Raw genomic sequence first — 21,485 nt, forward strand, 5'->3', positions numbered from 1 at the left:
GCTTTTAACTAATTTAGGTTTGATGTATGAAGTCAAAATCTGACCCTATTACCTTTTCTGTTAAAAAGATCAAATACATAGCCTGATATAATAATTAAAAAATGTTGAAGACTGCCCCATCTAAATAGACAGGTTTTCATTCAATACCTCGTGAAGTAATGTGATATAAAGCCATTTATATTTAGGTTATTGATAAAATACTAGTCACTAAATAAAAGAACAGACTCGGTTTACTTCTTATCTTAACCTAGATTGTCGCCTTAATGATTCAACGGCAAAGGTTATAGAGTCTCCTTTAGATTCTTTGCTAGACCAATCACGCCAGAAGTCTTTAGTAGCACTTGCTGGTTTTAAATTTGGTTCGTTCAATTTTATTCTTGAAGGTAGTAATACTGCATCTCCTAAAACAACAGCTTCCCCTGTATCAAGTATTGGCAGAACCGATGTCAGAGAGCTTAATGAATCAGGCATCATTTTGTGAACGACTTGCTGATCTTGAGGGTTACTTAACCTTAATGCTATAAGGTTGTTACATTGGCTCAAAATAGTGCGGCTAACATCTGAAGGTCGTTGACTAACAACAAGTAGGGATACTCCATACTTTCTGCCTTCTTTTGCTACTTTTTCAAAAGTGTCTAATGCAATTCTTGAATCAGCATCACTAGCATCTTTTGTTGGTAAGTATATATGTGCCTCGTCGCACACAAAGGCGATAGGGGTTCGGTTTTCTTCTGCTCTCCAAAACTGTACGTTATACAAAAATCGAGTTAATACACCAATTACTATTGGTAATATGTCAGAAGGAACTTCTGAGAAATCAATAACTTTTATACCTAGTGAGTCTGCTTTTGTTTCCAAAAATTGGTTAGCATACGTAGCTAACCATTCGTATTTATTTGCTCCTTCAGGAGATTCAAACAAAAACGAATTTCTCTTATCGTCTATTTTTGTCTCAAGTCGTCCGATAAATCTTGTTAGCTTACCGTTCCAATCCCCTTTAACATCACCTCTTGCTCCTTGCTTCATTCCATTGTCATCATTAGAAAGGCGGTCTAAAAGGTGACGAATTGAATACGGAATCGGTGAATCAATCGTTAATCCATCAGTAAGTTCTGTGAGATTATTTTCAACTAGGTATTGTTGCTTTAACTCTCTCACATGGTGAGTGAATCGAGATGACTGATTAGGCGCGTTATTATCAGAGCGATCTAAGAGTAAAGCTAGCATTTCATCTTTATTAAGCAACCAATGCGGAACAAATACTGAGCTAGAATTTTTATTTTCAATATCAGCAGGCCCAGCTATTTTATAATATTCAGCTATTGGATTTTTTCCTGCTTCTACACCTTCTCTAGTTAGAGTTTTATACTCACCATGAAGATCAAAAAGAATGATATTTGTATGCTCTAATTTTGCGGCTTGCTCAAGTAGAGATGCTACTGTCCAGCTTTTACCTGAGCCAGTACTACCAAGTAAAGCTGCATGACGTTGAAAAAGTTTGTCGCCATTTGCAACTGCTTTAGATTGTGTATTCCCATATGTACCAAGTACTAATTGAATATCCTCTGGTGTATCGCTTGCAACAACTGACATCAAGTTTTCAAGGCTTTCTTCTTTTATTAAAAAAACCTTCTTATCAACTCTGGGGAAATATTTTGCGCCACGCTTAAATATTTGACGTTTATCCCCAAGAACCTCCCAATCAGTGCAACTTGGACAACATCATGATCAATGACTACATCAAAATCTTCTTCATCATTATCTTCAGCTTCAGAGTCCATTAACATAGGGCTACCAATACTTCTTTTCACTTTCTCGATAATGCCAACTAAAAACTCTTGAGGTGTAGCTCCTTGAATAGCAACTAAATCTGAAACGGTTAGGGTTTGAATAACTTCTGGTGACTCAGCTAATATTAAGGCTCGATTTGTGTCTACACTAGCCACCCTACCTATAAAACAGTCCTCTTCTGTTGATACCACATACTCTTCTGTTGTCATATTAAAACTCCATTTATAAATTCTTTAAGTGACCACCAATTGACAATAAGAAGAGTTTCAACCCCATTAATTCTTATTTTGGTCTCATTATCACTTGTACCAGCTGAAACCAAAGTAACATTTTTTAGTTTGTCACAGATTCTTATTGCATTTGGTGTTAACACTTTGGTAATAACTAAAGTAGGAACGCCTTCACGGAGTTTATTTAACAAATGAACTTCGAGCTGTTCATCATTAAAACCGTATCCCACAATTAATATTGCTTTGGCTTCTTGGATATGTGTATTTGCACATTCACGGTGGTAGTCAAATGGGTGCTGATAGCCTTCTCTAAACTTGCTTGTACCTGGAGTAATAATTAATCTTCTTGCACTACTCTCGTAAGATGACCTTATGATGTTTCCATTAACTTCATACCAATCTAAACTTCCATGCGGCTTAAAGATTTTTGCATGTTTTTTTACTGAAACGTTAAACCCTGACCCACCTTTTAAATGCCTTCTTCTTTCTATAACTGAAATTTTGTCTTTTTCCCCCTTCGGATCATGTTTCCCGAAGTAATAACCATTGAAACCAGTAATTATGTTAAGGCAACATGATTCACAAGCTAACTCTACGAGGCGATCATAATTAGGCGTTACAATTATGAGTTCATTATGATTATGTAACAGATGGTTTAACAAAAGAGAAAGCGCTAATTGCTTTTCTTGTAATACAACAGCCTCGATTATTAATTTTTCATCTTTGCTTATAAGTTTGGTCGTTTCAGACACAATAAAGGGAACTAAATCACTACCTTGTTTTAAAGATGCCATCGCATCTTCAAACCTACACCCTTATCAATTAATTCTTCAATTTGTTGCCATTCTTCTAACAACGTTCCATCAACAAACTTTGGAATTTCCTCTTTCAAATGTTGAGATAGTTGCCACATACCAGATATCCCTTCCCCTAAAGACAATCCAGAGCCAATAAGTACTAAAGGGGTATGTTTAAAAAACTCTTGTAAATGTTTTTTTACTGAATCAACGTCCAAAATGTCCTCTCAACTAACAAATAGGTATAAAACAATATTGAACACCAATTTGGGGTTGTAACCCCCCAAAACAGCGAATATTACGTTGTTTGGCAATAACACCAAACAACTCGTTTATAAACAGACAATAACAATTCCTACTCAGTAGCCTTTGTTATTTAACCCCATAACGCCTTTTAATAATGTTATGAGATAAATTGCGCACCACTGTATTTTTATACAGTGCACGGTAAAACCCATCTTAAATTTAACTTTTAACTAATCGGTTTCTAAAATTACCACTCATCTTGGAACCGTGAATCCCTCTCACAAGGGTCGCCATCTCTATCGCCATCCATTTTTGTATTCGGGCAGTTGTTTATAAAAAATATAGCCTCTGCACGTGAAGTCATTTGGCTACAGTGCTGCCTGCCGTCGCAGGTAAAATTTTGTGTGTTTTGAGGAATTACAATTTTTGGATATTTTTCATCAAAAGTGGCTAAATCGGCGTTGGTAATAACAGGTGTGTTGTTATTAAATTGCTCGTTACTTTTATAATGGCTGTATTTATTTACTGCGATAAAGCCAAGTACAGCGATAATACTAATTGAGGCGACTTTGCCTAAAAAGCTATCGGTAAAATTAGATTTAGCAACACGATGATGGTTTGATTTTTTAGGTGTTACTTTAAGTGCAGCTACGCCTTCTATTCGGCAATTAACGGCTTTGGTTTTACCATCGGGCTGTGTAGCGACTTCAAAATAAATAGTGTCGCCTACTTTAGGTTTGCGGCTCATGTGTTTGAGCGCTGAAATGTGTATAAAGGTGTCGTGCGCTAAGGAGTCTGCTTTAATAAAACCAAAGCCCTTTTCGTTATTCCACGCTTTTAACAATCCTTTGTTCATGTATTTACCTGTGCTGATTAAGCTGCGATTACGCAAATTCCATTTAAGTTAAGAATGGTTAGTATACGTTCCTAAATTGCTACCACGCAACCAAATATTCATATTAGGTTAATTTAAACACACCAATTAGTTGGCAAAACACTTAACCGTATAGGGAAAATACCGAGCTTTGGGCTTTAAAATGCAGCAATAAAATAGCCTGTTTTATTTTATAAATTACGGCCATTTGTCCTTTATTCTACTACTGCTAACTTTTGCGAAGCTATTAGCTTAACAGCTTGTTTACACACGGTTTTGTTATTAGTTATTTCTATCTGAATTAAGCGTTTTTAGTGTGATTTTTCATTCGTTATTTACTTAATTTATCTATACAATCCACACCTTATTTTTACGTGCAATTTTCAAGTGATTATCTCATGCTACTAACCGTTGTTTATATTATTGGTATTACCGCAGAAGCCATGACCGGCGCACTTAGCGCTGGGCGAATGAAAATGGATTGGTTTGGCGTTGTACTGGTTGCCAGTGCAACAGCAATTGGTGGTGGCAGCGTGCGAGATATTTTACTTGGCAATTACCCACTTACCTGGGTACAACACCCAGAGTATTTATTAATTACTTGTATAGCGGGCATTGTTACTACGTGGCTTGCTAAGTGGGTGGTTAAATTTAAAGGCATATTTATGCGCTTAGATGCGCTGGGGCTTGCAGCATTTAGCATTATTGGCTGCCAAGTTGGGCTAAATATGGGCTTGCACTATGGTATTTGTGTAGTGGCTGCGGTTGTAACCGGTGTATTTGGTGGGTTACTGCGCGACTTAATATGTCGCCAAGCGCCTTTAGTACTACATAACGAGCTATACGCGAGTGTATCGTTACTGGTTGCCTGCTTATTCTTGGCACTGCACCATTACAATATTGATGACAACATCAGCATTATTGTAAGCCTTGTTGCAGGCTACTTAATACGTATGGCGTCAATTCGCTTTAAGTGGCGTTTACCTACCTTTAGTTTGTTAGAGCATCACGCTAAATAAATTAGGCTTTAATACAATTTAAGGCAGGTATTAAACCTGCCTTAATTAATATAAGTATAAGTAATAGCGCCTTACTTTATTGCTCGCTTACATCACTTAACGCGGTTTTTAACCCACTGTTATTTTGCTTTAGTACGCTAAAACTGCCGTCGGTTTCTAGCACTACAGCGGCTACATCTTCTATGGCTAATATACCCGCACCACGAATAGCAGCACGAATTTCGGATTTAGTTACCCGCTGCGATTTAAGTGCCGCCGTGCAGTATTCACCATTACTCAGCAATAGCGTGGGCTCTGCTTTTATAAGCGAAGCAAATTTAGATGAGCGCACACTTAGCCACGTAATAAAATATTGCAGCCCTATTAACACAATAAACGCGAGCATGCCCTCTAGCAGCGCAACGCTTTTTGTAATAATCACCGAGGCTAAAATAGAGCCCAGCGCAATAGTGACAATAAAATCAAACACGTTCCATTTAGAAAGCGTACGCTTACCCGATATACGCAGCCAAAACACCAGCGCTACATAACCCAGCACGCCAATAATAAGTACGCGTATTAAGCCCTGCATATCATCAAAAAACATAGTCACTCCTTTATGTGCGTTATTTACTTACTGTAAGTAGTTCCTGCAATAGTTAATTAAACCCTACATGGCACATAGTTAAATAACGATGAATAAAGCGCCCTATTTTATTTTGCTAGTTGTTTTACAAACTTAATTTTACTTTGCATCGTACTTTGTTTATCGACATAGCCACTTATGTGATAGCCGTTTGTGATTAACATAGTGAGCATTTGAGGAAACCGGTTCATCGATTTTACATGTATATGCTTGTAGCCTTGCTCAGCGGCCCATTGCTCCTGCTTAATAAGTAGCTTTTTAGCTATACCAAGCCTACGGTATTTAAAATGTACGCCGCCAAGCCAGCTGTAAAATTGTGTAGTTGATTGCTCATAGCCAATTTTAAAACCGACTAATGTATCTTCAAGGTAGGCCACTAATATAAGTGCTTTTTTATTATTTAAGCGTTTTTGTACTGTTTGATTATCAATAGTGGTTAATAATTCAGGGATATGTTTACTCACTGCGGTTACATCGTCAATTGTGCCTGTTTTGATAGTAATAGCCATAAAAGTTCCTTGTTTTAAAACATGAGTTCTAGCCGAACGCATGCTGCCCTTTACTTAGGGTATAAATTTTGGCTACTTAGCTCTTATATTTAATTTATAATGTCTGCGTTTAAATATATAAATACTGAGCGTTATTGCCCTTTTATTTTTGCAGTGTCATATTTACTAGGTAGTTAAATTTAATAAATATTTTGGCTAATGGTTAAGTATTTCAATGTATAATAAATCTAAAGGGAGAAATACATGCACATTGGAATAATTGAAGATCATCAATTAGTACGCGACAGTTTTAAAAAACTATTAGAACTACATGCAGACTGGGAAGTAATAATAGAAGCCTGCAATGTTGACCAAGCAATACTAGCCGTTACACTTGAGCAACCCGATATATTTATTGTAGATATATCACTTAATGAATCTCAAACTGGCCTTACGTTTTTAACCTACCTTAACGAAAATTTCCCTGAAATAAAAACAATTGTTGCCTCCATGCACGATTACGAACCTTATGTGAGTAATGCACTTCGCCTAGGTGCCCTTGGTTATGTGTCTAAGCGCTCTGCATCGGAAGAGCTAATTGATGCAGTTAAATCGGTTGCGCTGGGTAAACGCTATATAAGTGAAGACGTAAATTTTGCACTAAATACACAAAGCTCAGTTTTAACTATGTTAACTAACCGAGAGCTTGAAGCTTTGCCACTGTTAGCAAAAGGATTAAATGCTAAACAGATAGCGCAACAATTAGAAATAATGCCTAAAACAGCGCACGTGCATAAGGCAAATATTTACAGCAAGCTTAATGTAACCACTTCGTTTGAACTGTTAAAAATAGCCATTGATGCTGGAGTAATAAAGCTAGATGAACTTACCTAGTACACTACCCGCTTTTAACTTTTCTGCTATTGCATGTATTAAAGAAATTACAAAGCACCTTTTACTAGGTGGAATATATTTTGTTGCCTGCATTGCTGCTTTTTGGGTTGGCACTAATTTAGAAACTGTGCCAGAGAGTAGTGCTATATTTATTCCTGCGGGAATAAAAATTGCTTTTTATTTGCTTTCGCCAACACGCTATTGGGTCACTTTGTGGTTATCGTCTCGTGCTTTGGCAGCGCACTTTGGGTATTTAGGTTCTGGTGTTTGGGAGTTTAATTTACTGCATGGCTTTTGGCAGGAGCTTTGTTTTTATGCGCTTGTGTATGTGTTTAAACACAGTCGTTGGCCGCCAAGCATTAATAATAGCTTAGGTATACTTTCGTTAATTTTGTTATGTGTAGCAAGCACTTCAATAAAGTGGTTTTTGTTCTCAAGCGCATTCGAATTTACAAACTTTCAGGTTGCTAAAGAGCTATTGCAGTATCAATTAAATATGTGCCTAGGCGATATAACAGGCTCGTTGCTCATTGCGCCGTTTATTATGTTAGTTCACTCTTTAAAGCTACCATTAAAGCGCCCTGCATTACTTAAAGTGACTAATTTAACCTTAACATTAGCCATAGTAATATTTGTGCTGATATTTGCATACTTACTACGCCCCGATACCTACCCGTTACTTCGCCTTGCATCTTTGTTGCCTATTATTTGGTTTTCGTATCGGTTTGGTATTGTAGGCGCAATTACTAGCGCAACGCTTATTAACGCTTTAATAATTGTTGAAGCAATCATTACTGACGAACCGAGTAATACATATATAAGCCAACTATTTATTTTAGCCAATGCCATTACCAGCATGGTTCTAGGCGCGGCTATTACTGAGCTTAAACGTAAAAATGTAGAGTTAAAAAAAATTAACCGAGCACTGACTAAGCAGCTTGATCAAAATTCACGCCTTGCAGCTAAAATGGTTACCGTTCAAGAAAATGAACGTAAACACCTTTCACAAGAGTTACACGATGAACTTGGCCAAAACTTAACAGCTTTAAAAACAGATTTAGCTATTTTGTCTCATATTAGTAATGAAAAAACACAAACCTTTGTTACAACATTAAAAAATAATGCAAATGCCATGTACGACTCTGTTTATCAGTTAATGCATTATCTACGCCCACGAGAACTTGATGAGCTAGGGCTTAAAAAAGCAGTGGTTCAGGGACGCTTAAAAAGCTTACTTAATCAGGCTAATATAAGTTACGAAGTAAGTTTTACACTAGAACAAGCTCTTTCTAAAGAGCATGAAATTGCTGTTTATAGAATTTGCCAAGAGGCAGTAACCAATTGTATTAAACATAGTAATGCAAACTCACTAACTATAAACATTAAATCGAGCGAGCATTTTAGTGAGTTGGAAATTAGAGATAACGGCGATAGTGTAAAGTTAACCGACAACACCGGACACTATGGCTTAGCTTTTATGCAAGAGCGCTCTATGGCATTAGGGGGAAGTTTTGAAATTATTAATGATGGCGGTTTTACTATTAAAGTAAAACTGCCAATAAAAACAGTTGGTTAATTTAGCAAATAGATACTTGCTTGGTGTAAAATTTTTGCCTTGGTTGGTCACAGTATGCATCGTCGGTGTTGACTTGTATTTCAACTTGGTTGCCCACCAGCTGAAGTAATAATCCGGTTGCTATGTTGTTATTGCCTAATGTTGATTTTATCAACACCTTTTTGCCAATCGCTTCTTGTAGCCTAGGTTTTGGTAAATTAAGGTTGGTTATTGGCCTTAACCCTTCAGCTTCTGCAAATAAATTTATGCAGTGATATTTTGCTGCAATAATTCTTTGTTCGTTAATTTTTGCTATATCAACATTATTTAAAAAGTGAATAATTGCCTGGTTAGCATGGGTAAACTCACTCAATACATCGTCAAGCTCGCGCCCTGAAGCCCACTTTCTGGTAACTTGGTACTGCCGTGATGCTTTGCGGGTAAGTATAACTGTTGCGCCGGTCATTTTGCTAAACCACTGTATACAGTAACTTGTTTCACTTTGAATATTAAGCAATACACTCATGTTGCCAAATTCAGTTATATTTTCATCCATACAAATCATACTTGATACCCTAAATCCTTGTTTAGGTATAGTTTATGAGTATTTAGATAATTAAAAATCATCCATATTCCTAACTCATCTAGGAAAATGGCTTAGAAAATAATGTGGTATATTTATTAACTTCTGCTTTATGGACTTAATCCATTATAAATAGTGATGTATGCGGATGAGTTTTTATTTAGCTGAGAGTTGATTATGTTGGTTTAAGCATTATATCTAAGTTTACGCTTCTTAATTTATACAAAGGATTACCATGTCTAGCTATAACGAATCTACAGAGCAAATTGAACAGGCCACTAAAGGCTATGTGATGCAGCAAACTATGTTGCGTATTAAAGATCCCAAACCGTCGCTCGAATTTTATCAAAATGTATTAGGTATGAAGCTGTTAGGTAAGTATGACTTTCCTGAAATGAAGTTTACATTGTACTTTTTAGGCTACGAGCCAGAGCAGCCGCAAGGTGATGATAAAACCAAAGCTAAATGGGTATTTGGTCGCCCTGCACTAATCGAGCTTACCCATAACTGGGGTACAGAAGACGACGATAGCTTTGAGGGCTACCACAGCGGTAACCTAGAGCCTAAAGGCTTTGGCCATATTGGTATTAGCGTACCCGATGTATACGCTGCCAGTGAGCGCTTTGCAAAATACAATGTAGAATTTGTTAAAAAGCCAGATGATGGTTCAATGAAGGGCTTAGCATTTATAAAAGACCCTGACGGCTACTGGATAGAAATACTTTCACCTGAGGGCATTACCGATATTATTTTTGGTAAATAACTTTAACGCTTGATAAACCAGTTACCACATACTAAAAAGCCAGCTAATTAGCTGGCTTTTGTGTTTTTAAATAAGGGTTAGCTTATTTACGCAGGGCGTCTATTCGCGCATCAAGCGGTGGGTGAGATGAAAAGAGTTCAGCCATCCCTTTACCACTTGCAATACCAAAGGCCATCATTGAGCCTTGTAATTGCGATGGGTGGTTTTGCTTTAATCGCTCAAGCGCTGAACGCATTTTGTCTGCACCTACCAATTTTGCTGCGCCGCTGTCGGCTGCAAATTCACGCTTACGGCTGTAACTTGCAACCACTATGCTTGCAAGCACACCAAATACAACTTGGAATAACATGTCGAATAAAAAGTAAGACCAGCTACTACCGCCCTCTTCTTCATCGCCATTTAAAAAGTTATCAACTATGCCTGCCAGTACTTTGGCAGCAAATATTACAAAGGTATTTACCACGCCTTGTATTAGCGTAAGCGTTACCATGTCGCCGTTAGCTACGTGCGATACTTCGTGGGCAAGTACGGCTTCGGCTTGGTCTTGATTCATGTTATGTAATAAACCTGTGCTTACCGCCACCAGCGAGTTGTTTGTGCTTGGGCCGGTTGCAAAGGCGTTCATTTCTGGGCTGTCGTAAATTGCTACTTCAGGCATTTTTATACCTGCTTTTTGAGCTTGTGCTGATAAAGTTTGTACAAGCCAGTGCTCGGTTTCGTTGCGCGGTTGAGTAATTACCTGTGCGCCCGTTGATTTTTTAGCAATCCACTTAGACATAAATAATGAAATAAACGAGCCACCAAAGCCAAATACAGAGGCTATAAGTAATATTCCGCCAAGGCTACGATGGCTCAAACCCAGCGCGCTCATTATTATTGAAAGCACTACACCTAATACCAACATAACCGCTAGGTTAGTTAATAAAAACAAAAATATACGTTTCATATTGTCCTCACAAAAATAGGTTTGATCACCGAACATAAAATTAAATTAGGTTAAAGCAATCATTACGCTATGACACACTATGTCATCACGTTGAGGCTATTCTGTGACAAACTATGTCATAACGCAAGGGTTATTTGCAGGTTTATTAATAAATTTTTGAGGAGTTTAAAAAGGGAGTTAAGTGTGGCGTAACGCAGTTATTAAACCTCGTTACGCCAATAAAAACAATTAGTTGCTGGTTATGCCGCTACTTGTAATGCAATTATTAATTGTTGCCATATCTGTAGGAAAGCCGCGCTCTTTTGCGAGTAATTGTGCCACCTTGGTTATATCTGCATGGTTGTGTTGTTGAAGATACGTCCACTGGTGATGTGTACGATGCTCATTTATGCGCGCATCGTCGCTTATTAGGCCAAGTTTAGTAAATTCAGCCACTATTTCATCGGCAGCGATTAAGGTAGATGACGCTTTTACGTTTTCCGCTCGTGCGTAGCTAATATGCGAATATAAGCTAACATCGGCGACGCGCAAGGTGTCGTCTTCTCCTGGGATTTGCTGGCCACCAAACAAGGCATTGTTTTGCGTGTTGGCGTTTTTAAATGCCGGAACAAACTCGGCTACATAATCAATGGCTTTTTGGCTACGCGCTTTTAGTACTTGCTGATCCCACCCATTGTTTATGTAATTTAAGTATTTAGCTGGCAATTGCGGCTGTGCACTTTGCTCGTTGGTATCGGCTAGGCCATCGTTAAACAAGGTAATTGAGTTGGTCATACCATGAATTTGATAATAGCCATTAGGATAAGGCGTTAGCTGTGCCATGCCCTCTGGCGTGCCACGGTTACCATAAATAATAATTTCTGGAATTTGCCCGCCAGCACCTTGCCAATGCGTAATGTAAGAGGCTTTAAATTCGACCATACGTTTGGCCTCTACGCCTACCATGTCATCTACAATACCGGTTTGAAAGCCGCAGGCATTAATAAGGTAGTCTACCTCTACTGTTTGCGTAGTATCGCTTTGGTTATTTTGGTATTCAATTTTCCAAGTTGGCGATTGGTTATTGGCACTGGTTTGCTCAGCTTGGCTAACTTGCTTTACCTCTGTGCTGGTAAGTACATTAGCGTGTTCGTACTGGGCAAGCGCAAGTTGGGCGCTGGCCGATAACCTAAAAATATTCCACCCGTATTCTTGAGCAACAATTAGCGGGTATTTTACTTTGTTTAAGTTTAGGTGCTTAGCAACGGGGATCATCCACTCATCTAGAGTTTTAGGCTCACTAACCTGCTCTTTTTTACTCAGCGCTATCATTTGTTCATGGCTATACAGCTGGTAGTAATTGTTGGGCTCACCAAGTACTTTGTTGTTAGGATCTTGCTCAACTAACTCTTTATACGCGTTGGTGATTTTATTTAATCTTGGTAGTAAATCATCGGGTGAGTCGTCATCACGCGTTGGCACTGCAAACACGGTTGGGCGTACATCTATGGTGTAGGGGTATAGGCGTAAAATATCGATACATTGTTTGAGTAAATCTATGCAGTCTTCGTCTGGTATTTCACGGTATAAATTACCTCCGGCGTGTAAATGGCACATAGGTGGGCCATCTATAAGTGACTTTTTTTTCTCAAAAATAGTGGTATGAATCCCTAGCGCTGCCAATCGAATAGCTATTGTTGCCCCTGCTGTGCCGCCACCTAAAATGCCCACACGGGTTTTAGGCTGAGCACTTGGCTTTACCTCGGGTTCACCCGTTACCTGTGTGTTATGAGCGAAGCGTTTAATATATGGGTGCGTCATGTAGCGGTTTATTTCCTTAGTAACAATAGCTTTAACTTGTAATATGTGTACTAAAGGGGGTAATTTCAAGGCGTAAATACAATTAATAAGTTCATGTATTTAATATAAAAACTGCTTTGCATTTAAAAACGCAAAGCAGCCACAATTAGCTCTGTATATTGAGGGTATTAAGCAAGGTTTTGTATATTTGCAGTTTAGGGGTTTGCTCGCTGTATGGGCTTATAGCCAAAATAGGAAATGGCAAGCGTGCCTTTAACGAATCAAGGTTAGCTTGGTATTCGTCCATATTTGGGTCAACTTGGTTGGCAATCCAGCCTACACAATTAATGCCTAAACTTTGCATATGGGCAGCGGTAAGTAAAGCATGGTTTAAACAGCCTAGTTTCATGCCTACTACTAAAATTACGGGGAGTTGCTCGGCCTTAACCCAGTCATATAAATAATCGGTGTTATTAATTGGCAGTGCCCAGCCACCAGCGCCTTCGGTTAGGTGGTAATCGGCACCTTGTTGTTTAAGCGTTGAGTACGCTGTGCTTAGTTTATCGAGCGTAATGGTTACCCCTACTTGCTCTGCGGCTATGTGCGGCGCAATGGGCGGCGCAAAGGCAAAGGGGTTTATTACATCGTATTTAGCACTGACCGTGGCGCTTTCCATTAGCATGAGTGCATCGGCATTAACTAGCTGATCAAACGCCATTTCGCAGCCTGCGGCAAGTGGCTTAAAGCCAATTGCGTTTTTTTTATGTTGGGCAAGTAGCTTTAATAGCAAACTAGTCACGTGGGTTTTTCCGGCGTCGGTGTCGGTACCGGTAATAAAAAATTCTTTCATTTTACTGCCTTGATTAATTTTAATATTAGCTACTCATGGCTTTTATGTAATGATAACAATACCACATGGTAAGATACACACGCTTGATTGTTTAAAAGCGGATACGCATTGCACACCCGTTGTAGCGCCGACTTAGTTAATAACCCTTGGCGTGAATTAGCATGATTTTGCGTTGTAGCTCCAATGGCTTTAATAGATTTAATGGCTTTTAACGGGCTTGAATAACAATCGGTATAAATTACTTTTTGTGAGCTATTAATACTAAACCCCGCCTTTTGGACCGACTGGTTTATATAAGCGTGTGTATTAAAGGTATTTATATGGCTACGGTTATCAAGCGCTGCAAACGCTGTTTTAATTTCGTTAAGCGAGCCCGCCACTACGGTGCTTATATAAGCCTGCCCGCCAGGCTTTAAGCTTTTATAAAGCGCATACATTAATTTTTCAAAATTAGCCGACCACTGCACTGCAAAATTACTAAATATGGCGTCAATACTGCTTGCTTGTAGCGGCAGGTTATCCATATCAGCGCAAACTTTTGGGTTAGTTAATGCAGCGCTTTTAAGCATGTTTAAGCTTAAATCTATCGCAATTACTTGGCCGTATAGTTTGCTTAGCTGCGAAGTATTAACCAGTGGGCCAGCTCCTAAATCTACACAGCGCTTATTTTGGTTGTGCGACTGGGAGTTTATTAATTTAAATAAATCGCTTGCTGCCTGTTTTTGTACATTGGCATGGCTGTTGTACTGCTCAGCTGCTTTAGAAAACTTATCACTCGCCCCCTTTTTAAGCGCAGTATGAGGGCCTACTTGCTCAGCACTTTGTATAAGCGCACTATTTTGTGGAGCCCCATTTATAGGTAAAAGCGCGGGCTTTTTATTTAAAGCTTGCTTACTGTGGGTATGAGCTAAAGCCTGCGCAATCATGCTATGCCGCCTTTTAATTGCTCAACAAGGGCTGTTATATCTGTATGGGTATGCGCCGCTGTTAAGGTTACACGTAACCGCGCGGTATTGTGCGCAACCGTAGGTGGGCGAATAGCGGTTAGCCAAATACCCTGCTGTTTAAGCCTTTGTGCTGCGTGTAACGTTTGTTCGGCGCAGCCAAGTACAATGGGCTGAATAGCGGTGTTTGAAACCATTACCGCAATGGCGTGTTGTTTACAAAGCTGCTTAAAAAAAGCAATGTTACTAATAAGCTGCTGGCGTTTAACATCTGCACATTTTATGGCTTGCAAGCGCGTAAGCGTAAGTGCTGCCATAAGCGGCGACATAGCGGTTGAATACGTGTAGTCGCGGTTAAACTGCAGCATGTAATTAATAAATTCATTATTTGCTAATACACAGGCTCCGCTGCTTGCTACTGCTTTTCCAAAAGTAATAACCAGTATATCGGGAAGTGCTAAGCCTTCATCTAATAATGCCTCACAGCTACCTAAACCGGTTTTACCTAGTGCGCCAAAACCATGTGCATCGTCAATCATAAGCCAGGCATTGTGCTCTTTAGCTAAAGCAAGCAGCTCTTTTATGGGGGCGGTGTCGCCATCCATCGAAAACACCCCTTCGCTAATAATTAGCTTATTGTGTGCTTTTGATTTTTCGAGCCGCGAACGTAAATGCTTTAAATCGTTATGGTTAAAGCGGATCAATGCGGCATTTGAGTGCATTGCGCCGTCAATCAAGCTAGCGTGGTTTAGCTTATCTTGAAAAATAGCACTGTTTTGCGCAGCGTTTTTATCGTTAAACAGCGCTTTAATTACACTGCTATTTGCACTAAAGCCCGAGTTAAACAACATGCCAGCTTCGTAGCCAAGCGCGCTACATAAGTATTGCTCTAGCTGTTGTTGCTGCGCCTGATACCCAGTCACTAAAGGTGAGCTGTGGCTACCGAGTACGTTGTTTTGCTCAAAGTTAATACTGCAATCACCAAAGCCTAGGTAGTCATTACTGGCAAAATTAAGGTACGTTGCGTTATTTACCGTAATGGTACGTGCTGTGGCGCGCTGCACCACATAGCGTTTACGCAATAACGCATGTTGCTGTTGTTGCTGCAAATGCGTATTTAAAAATTCAAATGGCATAAAAGGTAAGCTTAGGCTTCGTAAAATAAGGCTGACGTTGCTTTATCGGCCACTTGCGATGACAGCGATGCGGCAACGGCTTCGTCTGAATAGTCTTGGTGTTTTTCTGGGTTCATGCCTAATTTTTTAATTAGCTTCATGTCGGCATCGGCCTCTGGGTTTTCGGTGGTGAGTAGCTTATCACCATAAAATATTGAGTTAGCGCCTGCAAAAAAGCACATTGATTGCATTTGCTCGTTCATGGCGCTGCGACCTGCCGATAAACGCACATAGCTGTGTGGCATCATAATACGGGCGGTAGCTATGGTACGTATAAATTCAAAATGATCTAAATCGTCTACGTTTTCAAGCGGTGTGCCTTTTACTTTTACCAACATATTAATAGGTACGCTTTCAGGTTGTTGTGGTAAATTTGCCAGCTGCATTAATAAACCGTAACGGTCGCTTGCTTGCTCGCCCATACCGACAATACCGCCTGAGCATACTTTCATGCCGGCGTCACGTACGTGATCTATGGTGTTTAATCTGTCTTCAAAGGTGCGCGTAGATATAATTTGCTCGTAATATTCAGGCGAAGTGTCGAGGTTATGATTGTAGTAATCTAGCCCTGCGCTACTCAGCTCATGTGCTTTTTCGTTAGTAAGTTTACCAAGCGTCATACAGGTTTCTAGGCCAAGTTCTTTTACTTCTTTAACCATTTTAGAAATATACGGCATGTCTCTGTCTTTTGGATCTGACCATGCTGCGCCCATACAAAAACGGGTTGCGCCTTTTTGTTTAGCTAGGCGTGCTTGCTCTACCACTTTTTCTACTTCTAGTAGGCGCTCGCGCTCTAAATCGGTTTTATAATGCCCCGATTGTGGACAGTATTTACAATCCTCAGGGCAAGCCCCTGTTTTAATAGATAATAAAGTAGATATTTGTACTTCGTTAGGATTAAAATTAGCGCGATGAACCGATGCCGCTTTAAATAATAAATCGTTAAATGGCATTTCAAATAATGCCTTTACTTGGGCGTGGGTCCAATCGTGGCGAACAGGTGCAAGTTCCATAGTAGTCTCTTATTTTTCTCAGTGGTGATGTTGGATTAGTCTACGTCTTGAAGTACCATTGTCAACGAAACCCACCACGTTAAAGTTTACATATGAATAAAAAACAAACGATTGACCTTGATTTTGATCGTGACCATATTTGGCACCCTTACACATCAATGACACAGCCTATTCCGGTTTACCCTGTTACTCATGCAAATCATAATTTAATTTACCTAGAAACCGGCGAGCAACTCATTGATGGCATGGCCTCATGGTGGAGCGCAATTCATGGCTATAATCATCCGGTATTAAATAACGCCATGGTTGAACAAATTAATAGCATGAGCCATGTAATGTTTGGCGGCATTACCCATAACAGCGCGGTAGAGCTGTGTAAAAGGCTTATTACAATTACCCCAAAAAGTTTAACTAAGGTGTTTTTAGCCGATAGCGGATCGGTAAGTGTAGAAGTAGCGATTAAAATGGCGCTGCAATATTGGTTAAGCCAAGGGTTTACACACAAGCAAAAATTAATGACGCCGTATAAGGGTTATCATGGTGATACATTTGCCGCTATGAGCGTGTGCGATCCGGTTAATTCTATGCACAGTTTATATAAAGGTTTTTTACCAGAGCATGTGTTTGTACCCGCCCCTGTAAGTAAATTTAATGGCGAGTTTAACCAAGCAGAAGCCCAAACACTTGAACAATACTTTAAAACGCACCACCACGAGGTAGCCGCCTTTATTATTGAGCCCATAGTACAAAACGCCGGCGGCATGAACTTTTATCACCCCGCGTATTTAGCTTGCGTTCGTAAATTATGCACACAATATAATGTATTACTGATTTGTGATGAAATAGCCACAGGGTTTGGCCGCACAGGTAAATTATTTGCTGTAGAGCACGCTAATATAGAGCCTGATATTTTATGTATTGGCAAAGCCCTTACCGGTGGCTCAATGACCCTTTCGGCTACATTAACCAGTGATAAAATAGCCATAGGCATTAGTGAAGGCGAAGCCGGCGTTTTGATGCACGGACCTACATTTATGGGCAACCCGCTTGCCTGTGCGGTTGCGTGCGCCAGTATAGATTTACTTTTAGCGCAGGATTGGCAACAACGCATTAGCGATATAAACACTCAACTACAACAGCTTAAAAAGTGCAATGAATTAGATGCTGTTGCCAATGTGCGTACCTTAGGCGCAATAGGTGTTGTAGAGCTAACTGATGCTGCTGGCAATGTAGATGTTGCTAAAATTCAAGCCTTTTTTGTAGAACAAGGCGTATGGATTAGACCCTTTGGTAAACTTATTTACCTAATGCCCCCGTATATAAGTGACTCAGCCAGTATAAACACCTTATGTGATGCCATTTACACTGCAATTACAGGTAAGCATTACTGCTAAGCGTTAAATTATACCTAAAAGGCATAGTCATTATTTGCCTGTTAGGTATTAATTTTGCTCAGGTTTTGAGCTTTGCATTGACGTATTTGTTATATTGATTTTAGTAAATATTACGGATATGATAATGTCTATCATTTACAATTACCTTTTCGGACTCTTTACTATGAAACACCTTTCTAAATCTGTAAAAACATTAGGTGCAAGCTTATTGTTAGCTTCTGCTTTTGTAACGCAACCGGCGCTAGCTAACGGCCCAATTGGTGAGCACGTAAACCATTTACAAGAAAACATTAAAGACTATTCAGAAGAAGTTGAATGGATGGTTGGTAAAGTAGACACCATGGTAACTGACTACAGCAAAAGCGGTGCAAAGGCTGTAAACAGCGACGATTTAATTGAATATTGGGAGTCGGTTAAGTTTCACAGCGCTATTGAAACTAACTTTGTGCCTGTATATGCCTCAATTTGGCAAGGCATTTATGGTGTAAAAATGGCCATTGATAACAACAAGCCTGCCCAAGAAGTGCGCAATCAGCAAAAAGCCATGAACATAGCCTTGTGGCAAGGTCTTGGTGCTGTTAAGCTTGCGGCAAAATTCCAGCAAAAAGGCTTACTTGATACAGTTAAAGCCACTGCTACAGAAGGCATGACCCAAAGTGCCACCATTGACGAAATCAAGCACAAGCTTGACCGTGTTGTTGCTAAATTTGCAGAGCGCTTAAACGAAGAAGCCACTGAAATTGTTCACGATACGTATTTACACCTTTTTGAAGGCGTAGAAGGTACGCTTATCGAACAAGATGCAAAACTAGTAGAAGTGCTGGAAAAAGATTTTAACGTAACACTACCGCAAACAATTAAAAGCGCTAAAAGCGTTGATGAAGTACGTGACGTGGTAAGTGATATGCACACTAAATTAGACCGCGCTAAAACGCTAATAGAAAAAGCGGAGAAGTCGCGTAAGGATGTTTTTTAAGTGAAGCGTAGGACCTTTATACAAGGCCTAGCTGCGTTAGGGGTTGTTGGCGCTTTGCCACTGCCCCTTTCTCGCGCACTAGCTGCCGATATAGCAAATCCAGTTTCTGTTGATAATTTACCAAAGCTTAAAGGTGATTTAACCTTATACCTAGGCCGTGGTGAAGGTGGTTTGTATGAAAATGTATTACAAGCGATTCAGAAAAAAAATCCTGACTTTAACTTAGCTATTCGCCGCGGCCCGACTGCTGCACTTGCCAATACTATTGTGGCAGAGGCAAAGGCGGGTGTACGCCGTGCCGATTTATTTTGGGCGGTTGACTCAGGCGCTATTGGCCTAGTTACCGATGCAGGCCTTGCAAAGCCCTTGCCGAGTGATTTATCTGCACAGTTACAACCGCAATTTAGATACGATCAATGGGCGCCGGTTACCGGTCGGATCAGAACCTTGCCGTATAACACATCGCGTTTAACTAAAGATCAAATTCCAACAAGCATAATGGACATTGCAGATAGCGATTTATCAATTGGTTGGGCGCCTGCTTATGCATCGTTTCAATCGTTTGTTACCGCTATGCGTATTTTAGAAGGCGATGATAAAACTGCTAAATGGCTTAAAAAAGTTAAAAAGCGCGCTAAAACATACGCCGGTGAACTCGGTGTTGTAATGGCAGTAGAACGTGGTGAAGTAGATATTGGTTTTGCTAATCACTACTACACGCTGCGTCTTAAATCGGGTAAACCAGATGCTAAATTAGACTTAGCCTTTACCGAGCAAGATGCAGGTTGTTTAGTCAATGCCTCGGGTATTTTAACGCTAAACGATGACCCGCTTGCTACTAATTTTATGCGTTACTTATTAAGCGAAGAAGTACAAGGTTATTTAGCCCGAGAAGCGTATGAAATACCGCTTGTTAATGGCATTACTCAACCGGCAGGCTTACCGTCGCTGAGTGACATATCTCCACCAAAGGTTGATTTAACTCAACTTGCGGATTTACGCCCCACCATCAACTTGATGCGCAACAACGGCGTTTTATAAATGCGAATACCTGCTTCTTACCCAATGGCGCTGCTTGCAGCGCTCATTACGATTACCCCTGTTTATATTTTAATTACCCTTGCTAGCGACTCCAGTACCCTTTTTGACAGTCATAATTTAAAAATACTGGGCAATACGTTATCGCTAATGGGCTTAACCGTATTAGGCTCTATTCTGATTGGGGTACCACTGGCTTTTATAAGTGCTTATGTGCATTTGCCTTTTAAAAAAATATGGCTGGTGATTTTTGCCGCGCCCTTGGCTATTCCAAGTTATATTGGCGCATTTACTTTGTACGCTGCGTTTGGCCCAGGTGGTGAAATAAATAACCTACTTGGCTTTGAAACCCCACCCATGTATGGGTTAAGCGGTGCAGCCATTGTAATGACCTTGTATACCTTCCCTTTTGTAATGATGACCACACGCTCGTCACTGCTCAGTTTAGATGCCAGCATGGTAAATGCAGCGCGTACCTTGGGTATGTCGATGACACAAAGTGTGTTTAAAGTAATTTTACCCCGTGTAGTTAACGGTATAGCAGCGGGCTCATTATTAGTGGCGCTGTATACGCTTTCAGACTTTGGTACACCCGCAATGATGCGCCTAGATACCTTTACCCGGGTAATTTACGTAGAATACAATGCGTTTGCATTAGGGCGCGCGGCGATGTTGTCGCTGCAATTAATGGTTATTGTTGGCTTTTTACTTTTAATAGAATCACAAATAAAAACCGCCTCTGAACGACACGGTCGCCCACTGGTTTTATTTCCCACTAAATGGCAAATAACCGCAATGATTGCTGCGTTTGGCCCTATTTTATTGTTAGCTATTGGTTTACCGCTGGCGATATTTTTTGTTTGGCTAGCACGCGATGGTTACAGCAATTTTGACTTTAGCATAGCGTGGAACTCAGCGTATGCCTCAGCCATTGCTGCCATAGTGGCGGTTATTGTGGCTATTCCTGTTGCTCATGCCGCATTAACCGGAAAAGCCGGCAGAATAATGGAGCGCGTTACTTATTTTGGTTTTGGTATTCCTGGCATTGTCATGGGCACCGCGCTGGTATATGGCGGCTTGCAACTCCCGTTTTTATATCAAACATTAGCGCTTCTGATTATTGCTTACATGCTACGATTTTTACCGCTTGCCGTTGGCTCTATTCGCACCAGTACAGAGCATTTAGATCAAAGCTTAATAAAGTCGGCGCGCGTATTAGGCGCAAGCCCGCGTGAAGCCTTTACACGCATTACCCTGCCGCTAACAATGCGTGGTATTATTGCCGGTGCTGCATTGGTATTTTTAGAATCAATGCGCGAGCTTGAAGCAACGCTATTGCTAGGCCCAACCGGGTTTGAAACCCTTTCAACCTATTTATGGCGTGTGTACGAAGCCGGTTATTTTGGCCGTGCTGCCATTCCCGGTTTATTGTTAGTGGTGATTTCTGCCTGTGGCTTAGCTATTATGATGTCTGGCGAAAAACGTAACCAACTCGAACATTGAGG

General features: G+C 40.1%; 22 protein-coding genes. 8 read left to right on the forward strand and 14 right to left on the reverse strand.

The genetic code is table 11. The annotated features are described in order from the left end of the window. Nucleotides 1-237: 237 nt before the first annotated feature. The 5 genes from VOI46_RS08150 to VOI46_RS08170 form a co-directional block, all read right to left on the reverse strand. Complete coding sequence (locus VOI46_RS08150; protein WP_198288821.1) at nt 238-1,593, reverse strand: ATP-binding protein; 1,356 nt, start codon at nt 1,591-1,593, stop codon at nt 238-240. A gap of 26 nt (nt 1,594-1,619) precedes the next feature. After that, nucleotides 1,620-2,000, reverse strand: coding sequence for a hypothetical protein (locus tag VOI46_RS08155; protein ID WP_198288822.1), 381 nt, complete (start codon nt 1,998-2,000; stop codon nt 1,620-1,622). Further along, the gene (locus tag VOI46_RS08160) at nt 1,997-2,815 is read right to left on the reverse strand and encodes an SIR2 family protein (protein ID WP_198288823.1); all 819 of its coding nucleotides are present in this window, start codon (nt 2,813-2,815) and stop codon (nt 1,997-1,999) included. Before VOI46_RS08160 ends, VOI46_RS08155 begins: the two co-directional genes overlap by 4 nt. Next, nucleotides 2,803-3,036 (reverse strand): hypothetical protein, encoded by a 234-nt coding sequence (locus VOI46_RS08165; protein ID WP_198288824.1) that lies wholly within the window; start codon nt 3,034-3,036, stop codon nt 2,803-2,805. The genes VOI46_RS08160 and VOI46_RS08165 overlap by 13 nt, the downstream gene beginning before the upstream one ends. A gap of 275 nt (nt 3,037-3,311) precedes the next feature. After that, nucleotides 3,312-3,920: a cold shock domain-containing protein gene (locus VOI46_RS08170; RefSeq protein ID WP_004586626.1), complete on the reverse strand. Its 609-nt coding sequence runs from the start codon at nt 3,918-3,920 to the stop codon at nt 3,312-3,314. Between the two features lie 416 nt (nt 3,921-4,336). Between VOI46_RS08170 and VOI46_RS08175 the strand changes: the two genes are divergently transcribed. Then, a complete protein-coding gene (locus VOI46_RS08175; protein WP_004586627.1) occupies nt 4,337-4,957 on the forward strand; it encodes a trimeric intracellular cation channel family protein in 621 nt (206 codons plus the stop codon). 76 nt (nt 4,958-5,033) lie between these two features. Here VOI46_RS08175 and VOI46_RS08180 read toward each other — a convergent pair whose 3' ends face one another. Both VOI46_RS08180 and VOI46_RS08185 read right to left on the reverse strand, forming a co-directional pair. Beyond that, the gene (locus tag VOI46_RS08180) at nt 5,034-5,543 is read right to left on the reverse strand and encodes a YetF domain-containing protein (RefSeq protein ID WP_004586628.1); all 510 of its coding nucleotides are present in this window, start codon (nt 5,541-5,543) and stop codon (nt 5,034-5,036) included. A gap of 107 nt (nt 5,544-5,650) precedes the next feature. Next, entirely contained in the window at nt 5,651-6,091 is a 441-nt protein-coding gene (locus VOI46_RS08185; RefSeq protein WP_004586629.1) for a GNAT family N-acetyltransferase, read from the reverse strand. Nucleotides 6,092-6,334: 243 nt separating this feature from the next. Between VOI46_RS08185 and VOI46_RS08190 the strand changes: the two genes are divergently transcribed. Both VOI46_RS08190 and VOI46_RS08195 read left to right on the forward strand, forming a co-directional pair. Then, a complete protein-coding gene (locus VOI46_RS08190) occupies nt 6,335-6,964 on the forward strand; it encodes a response regulator transcription factor (RefSeq protein WP_282337589.1) in 630 nt (209 codons plus the stop codon). Continuing rightward, nucleotides 6,951-8,540, forward strand: a complete 1,590-nt coding sequence (locus VOI46_RS08195) for an MASE1 domain-containing protein (RefSeq protein ID WP_004586631.1) — start codon at nt 6,951-6,953, stop codon at nt 8,538-8,540. The genes VOI46_RS08190 and VOI46_RS08195 overlap by 14 nt, the downstream gene beginning before the upstream one ends. Nucleotide 8,541: 1 nt before the next feature. Here VOI46_RS08195 and VOI46_RS08200 read toward each other — a convergent pair whose 3' ends face one another. Beyond that, nucleotides 8,542-9,075 carry a hypothetical protein gene (locus tag VOI46_RS08200; protein WP_232423975.1) on the reverse strand — a complete coding sequence of 178 codons (534 nt, stop codon included), beginning with the start codon at nt 9,073-9,075 and terminating at the stop codon, nt 8,542-8,544. A 262-nt stretch (nt 9,076-9,337) separates the two neighbouring features. Here VOI46_RS08200 and gloA point away from each other — a divergent pair, with 262 nt between their 5' ends. Then, nucleotides 9,338-9,865, forward strand: a complete 528-nt coding sequence (gene gloA, locus VOI46_RS08205) for a lactoylglutathione lyase (RefSeq protein WP_004586633.1) — start codon at nt 9,338-9,340, stop codon at nt 9,863-9,865. An 82-nt stretch (nt 9,866-9,947) separates the two neighbouring features. Here gloA and htpX read toward each other — a convergent pair whose 3' ends face one another. The 6 genes from htpX to bioB all read right to left on the reverse strand — a co-directional run bounded on the left by htpX (nt 9,948) and on the right by bioB (nt 16,572). Beyond that, nucleotides 9,948-10,811, reverse strand: coding sequence for a protease HtpX (gene htpX / locus VOI46_RS08210; RefSeq protein WP_004586634.1), 864 nt, complete (start codon nt 10,809-10,811; stop codon nt 9,948-9,950). Nucleotides 10,812-11,039: 228 nt separating this feature from the next. Next, nucleotides 11,040-12,611 carry an FAD-dependent oxidoreductase gene (locus tag VOI46_RS08215; protein ID WP_004586635.1) on the reverse strand — a complete coding sequence of 524 codons (1,572 nt, stop codon included), beginning with the start codon at nt 12,609-12,611 and terminating at the stop codon, nt 11,040-11,042. Nucleotides 12,612-12,756: 145 nt separating this feature from the next. Then, nucleotides 12,757-13,440: a dethiobiotin synthase gene (bioD, locus tag VOI46_RS08220; RefSeq protein WP_004586636.1), complete on the reverse strand. Its 684-nt coding sequence runs from the start codon at nt 13,438-13,440 to the stop codon at nt 12,757-12,759. A gap of 29 nt (nt 13,441-13,469) precedes the next feature. After that, nucleotides 13,470-14,366, reverse strand: coding sequence for a methyltransferase domain-containing protein (locus VOI46_RS08225; protein WP_004586637.1), 897 nt, complete (start codon nt 14,364-14,366; stop codon nt 13,470-13,472). Continuing rightward, nucleotides 14,363-15,520, reverse strand: coding sequence for an 8-amino-7-oxononanoate synthase (locus VOI46_RS08230; protein ID WP_004586638.1), 1,158 nt, complete (start codon nt 15,518-15,520; stop codon nt 14,363-14,365). Before VOI46_RS08230 ends, VOI46_RS08225 begins: the two co-directional genes overlap by 4 nt. 11 nt (nt 15,521-15,531) lie before the next feature. After that, the gene (bioB, locus tag VOI46_RS08235) at nt 15,532-16,572 is read right to left on the reverse strand and encodes a biotin synthase BioB (RefSeq protein ID WP_004586639.1); all 1,041 of its coding nucleotides are present in this window, start codon (nt 16,570-16,572) and stop codon (nt 15,532-15,534) included. A 92-nt stretch (nt 16,573-16,664) separates the two neighbouring features. Here bioB and bioA point away from each other — a divergent pair, with 92 nt between their 5' ends. The 4 genes from bioA to VOI46_RS08255 all read left to right on the forward strand — a co-directional run bounded on the left by bioA (nt 16,665) and on the right by VOI46_RS08255 (nt 21,483). Beyond that, nucleotides 16,665-17,966: an adenosylmethionine--8-amino-7-oxononanoate transaminase gene (gene bioA / locus VOI46_RS08240; protein WP_004586640.1), complete on the forward strand. Its 1,302-nt coding sequence runs from the start codon at nt 16,665-16,667 to the stop codon at nt 17,964-17,966. A gap of 163 nt (nt 17,967-18,129) precedes the next feature. Continuing rightward, nucleotides 18,130-18,942: a hypothetical protein gene (locus VOI46_RS08245; protein ID WP_004586641.1), complete on the forward strand. Its 813-nt coding sequence runs from the start codon at nt 18,130-18,132 to the stop codon at nt 18,940-18,942. Beyond that, nucleotides 18,943-19,983 carry an extracellular solute-binding protein gene (locus VOI46_RS08250; protein WP_004586642.1) on the forward strand — a complete coding sequence of 347 codons (1,041 nt, stop codon included), beginning with the start codon at nt 18,943-18,945 and terminating at the stop codon, nt 19,981-19,983. Then, entirely contained in the window at nt 19,984-21,483 is a 1,500-nt protein-coding gene (locus VOI46_RS08255; protein ID WP_004586643.1) for an iron ABC transporter permease, read from the forward strand. Nucleotides 21,484-21,485: the final 2 nt, after the last annotated feature.

The sequence above is a fragment of the Pseudoalteromonas sp. CuT4-3 genome (assembly GCF_035666335.1).
In the GTDB taxonomy this organism is placed as follows: domain Bacteria; phylum Pseudomonadota; class Gammaproteobacteria; order Enterobacterales; family Alteromonadaceae; genus Pseudoalteromonas; species Pseudoalteromonas atlantica.

Bases quoted from the DNA above. Each gene is read 5' to 3' on its own strand.
- VOI46_RS08245 (WP_004586641.1), top strand. From the start codon at position 18,130: ATGAAACACCTTTCTAAATCTGTAAAAACATTAGGTGCAAGCTTATTG.
- bioA (WP_004586640.1), top strand. From the start codon at position 16,665: ATGAATAAAAAACAAACGATTGACCTTGATTTTGATCGTGACCATATT.
- bioB (WP_004586639.1), bottom strand. From the start codon at position 16,572: ATGGAACTTGCACCTGTTCGCCACGATTGGACCCACGCCCAAGTAAAG.
- VOI46_RS08215 (WP_004586635.1), bottom strand. From the start codon at position 12,611: ATGACGCACCCATATATTAAACGCTTCGCTCATAACACACAGGTAACG.
- VOI46_RS08185 (WP_004586629.1), bottom strand. From the start codon at position 6,091: ATGGCTATTACTATCAAAACAGGCACAATTGACGATGTAACCGCAGTG.
- VOI46_RS08180 (WP_004586628.1), bottom strand. From the start codon at position 5,543: ATGTTTTTTGATGATATGCAGGGCTTAATACGCGTACTTATTATTGGC.
- VOI46_RS08230 (WP_004586638.1), bottom strand. From the start codon at position 15,520: ATGCCATTTGAATTTTTAAATACGCATTTGCAGCAACAACAGCAACAT.
- VOI46_RS08170 (WP_004586626.1), bottom strand. From the start codon at position 3,920: ATGAACAAAGGATTGTTAAAAGCGTGGAATAACGAAAAGGGCTTTGGT.
- gloA (WP_004586633.1), top strand. From the start codon at position 9,338: ATGTCTAGCTATAACGAATCTACAGAGCAAATTGAACAGGCCACTAAA.
- VOI46_RS08155 (WP_198288822.1), bottom strand. From the start codon at position 2,000: ATGACAACAGAAGAGTATGTGGTATCAACAGAAGAGGACTGTTTTATA.
- VOI46_RS08225 (WP_004586637.1), bottom strand. From the start codon at position 14,366: ATGATTGCGCAGGCTTTAGCTCATACCCACAGTAAGCAAGCTTTAAAT.
- VOI46_RS08160 (WP_198288823.1), bottom strand. From the start codon at position 2,815: ATGGCATCTTTAAAACAAGGTAGTGATTTAGTTCCCTTTATTGTGTCT.
- VOI46_RS08150 (WP_198288821.1), bottom strand. From the start codon at position 1,593: ATGTCAGTTGTTGCAAGCGATACACCAGAGGATATTCAATTAGTACTT.
- VOI46_RS08195 (WP_004586631.1), top strand. From the start codon at position 6,951: ATGAACTTACCTAGTACACTACCCGCTTTTAACTTTTCTGCTATTGCA.
- VOI46_RS08190 (WP_282337589.1), top strand. From the start codon at position 6,335: ATGCACATTGGAATAATTGAAGATCATCAATTAGTACGCGACAGTTTT.
- bioD (WP_004586636.1), bottom strand. From the start codon at position 13,440: ATGAAAGAATTTTTTATTACCGGTACCGACACCGACGCCGGAAAAACC.
- VOI46_RS08200 (WP_232423975.1), bottom strand. From the start codon at position 9,075: ATGGATGAAAATATAACTGAATTTGGCAACATGAGTGTATTGCTTAAT.
- htpX (WP_004586634.1), bottom strand. From the start codon at position 10,811: ATGAAACGTATATTTTTGTTTTTATTAACTAACCTAGCGGTTATGTTG.
- VOI46_RS08255 (WP_004586643.1), top strand. From the start codon at position 19,984: ATGCGAATACCTGCTTCTTACCCAATGGCGCTGCTTGCAGCGCTCATT.
- VOI46_RS08175 (WP_004586627.1), top strand. From the start codon at position 4,337: ATGCTACTAACCGTTGTTTATATTATTGGTATTACCGCAGAAGCCATG.